The 1,576-nt window shown below is 55.1% G+C and carries 2 protein-coding genes; both read left to right on the forward strand.

Annotated features, from left to right (window positions below; genetic code table 11):
• Window positions 1–585: ATP-binding cassette domain-containing protein (locus SMC5_RS10235; RefSeq protein WP_119120608.1), on the forward strand; the 585-nt coding region annotated here is incomplete at its 5' end.
• Window positions 585–1,576, forward strand: a 992-nt coding sequence (locus SMC5_RS10240) for an ABC transporter ATP-binding protein (RefSeq protein WP_133299213.1), incomplete at its 3' end; no start/stop codon positions are given. The genes SMC5_RS10235 and SMC5_RS10240, both read left to right, overlap by 1 nt.

Here is a 1,576-nt window from a genome sequence, read left to right on the forward strand (position 1 = left end):
GATCCCTCCGCCGGGAAGGTGCTTGTGGATGGCGTGGATGTGCGGCAATACAGGCTCAAGGATCTGCGGCGCGCTATTGGCGTTGTCACACAGGACGTTTTCCTGTTCTCGGATTCCCTGGAGGAGAATATCAACGTGACTGATCTGCCGGTAAGCGAGAAGGAGATCGGGGAAGCAACGAAACAGTCTGATATCTACAATAACATCTCGGAATTCAGAGATGAATTCGGCACGATCGTGGGAGAACGTGGAGTGACCCTGTCGGGTGGAGAGAAACAGCGGGTCACCATTGCTCGCGCATTCCTCAAGAAACCGCGCATTCTGGTCCTCGACGATGCTCTTTCAGCGGTGGACGCCGACACCGAAAAACACATTCTCGATAACATTGCAGGTTTCACGTCGCGACCGACGACGATCGTGATCAGCAACCGCATCTCTGCATTGCGTCAAATGGACAGAGTTCTGGTGCTGAATGCTGGACGCGTTGCCGAGGAAGGGACGCATAGCGCGTTGCTGCGGAAGCATGACTGGTACTGGCGTGTCTTCAGAAGACAGCTTGTGGAACACAAGGTGGAGAAGGAATAATGGCTGGTATTTCGAACGACGAGACCCAGGAACGGTCCTTTGATACAACGCTTATGGCGCGTCTGCTGAAGTTTGCGCGTCCATACTGGTGGATGCTGCTCATCTCCCTGGTCCTGATCTGCATTCTGACCGCAAAGACCATTGCCTGTCCACTCATTGTGCGCCAGGCTATCGACAACTATATCGACCCGACGACAGCACGGTTCGTGCGGGTGGACGCGCTCGAAGACGTCCAGACGGCGAACGGGGTTGTAGGCGGGGTGGACCGTTTTGTGCTGGGCGGTCATTCCTACTACGACAGTACCGAGCTGACAAAAGGTTTACGCCTGAGCGGCAAGTCAGTACAGACCACGGATGTGTCTCTCTATGTCGTGACACCTGACAAGGCGAGGCAGCTTGGCCTTGACCGCCTCAACGGATATGTCGATGCTCCCCAGCCCTTTGTTTTCAGCGCTCCTCAGCCGGTCTTCCCGGCGGGAACGTACATCATGGATGCATCTTCTCTGCAGCGTTTCTCGCCTGAGGAGCATGCCTGGTTGCGTTCCGTCGACGTTGCCGGTATCAAGAGGCTGTCGCTGCTGTTTCTGGCAATTGTTCTCCTGGCATTCGTGGTTGGATACATTAATCGCGTCCTCCTCGAGGTCGTCGGTCAGCGTATTGTCTATGACATCCGGGTGCAGCTCTTTGAGCATGTGGAGCGTTTGCCATTCAGCTTTTTTGACCGGACACCGTCAGGCCGCCTGACCACGCGTGTTACCAATGACATCGAAGCTCTGGCGGACATGTACAGCCAGGCTCTCATCAATATCGTCCGTGATGGATTTCTGCTCGTGGGCGTTACGGTCGTCATGTTCTCCCTCAATGCCTTTCTGACGTGGGTTCTTATGGCAGTGCTCACTGCTGTCGTCGTTCTTACGGCGGTCTTTCGGGTTTCCATCCGGAATGCACACCGTGTGGCACGTACCTGCCTTTCACGCATCAACTCATTTAT

Source organism: Candidatus Cryosericum odellii, assembly GCF_003570935.1.
Taxonomy (GTDB): domain Bacteria; phylum Caldisericota; class Caldisericia; order Cryosericales; family Cryosericaceae; genus Cryosericum; species Cryosericum odellii.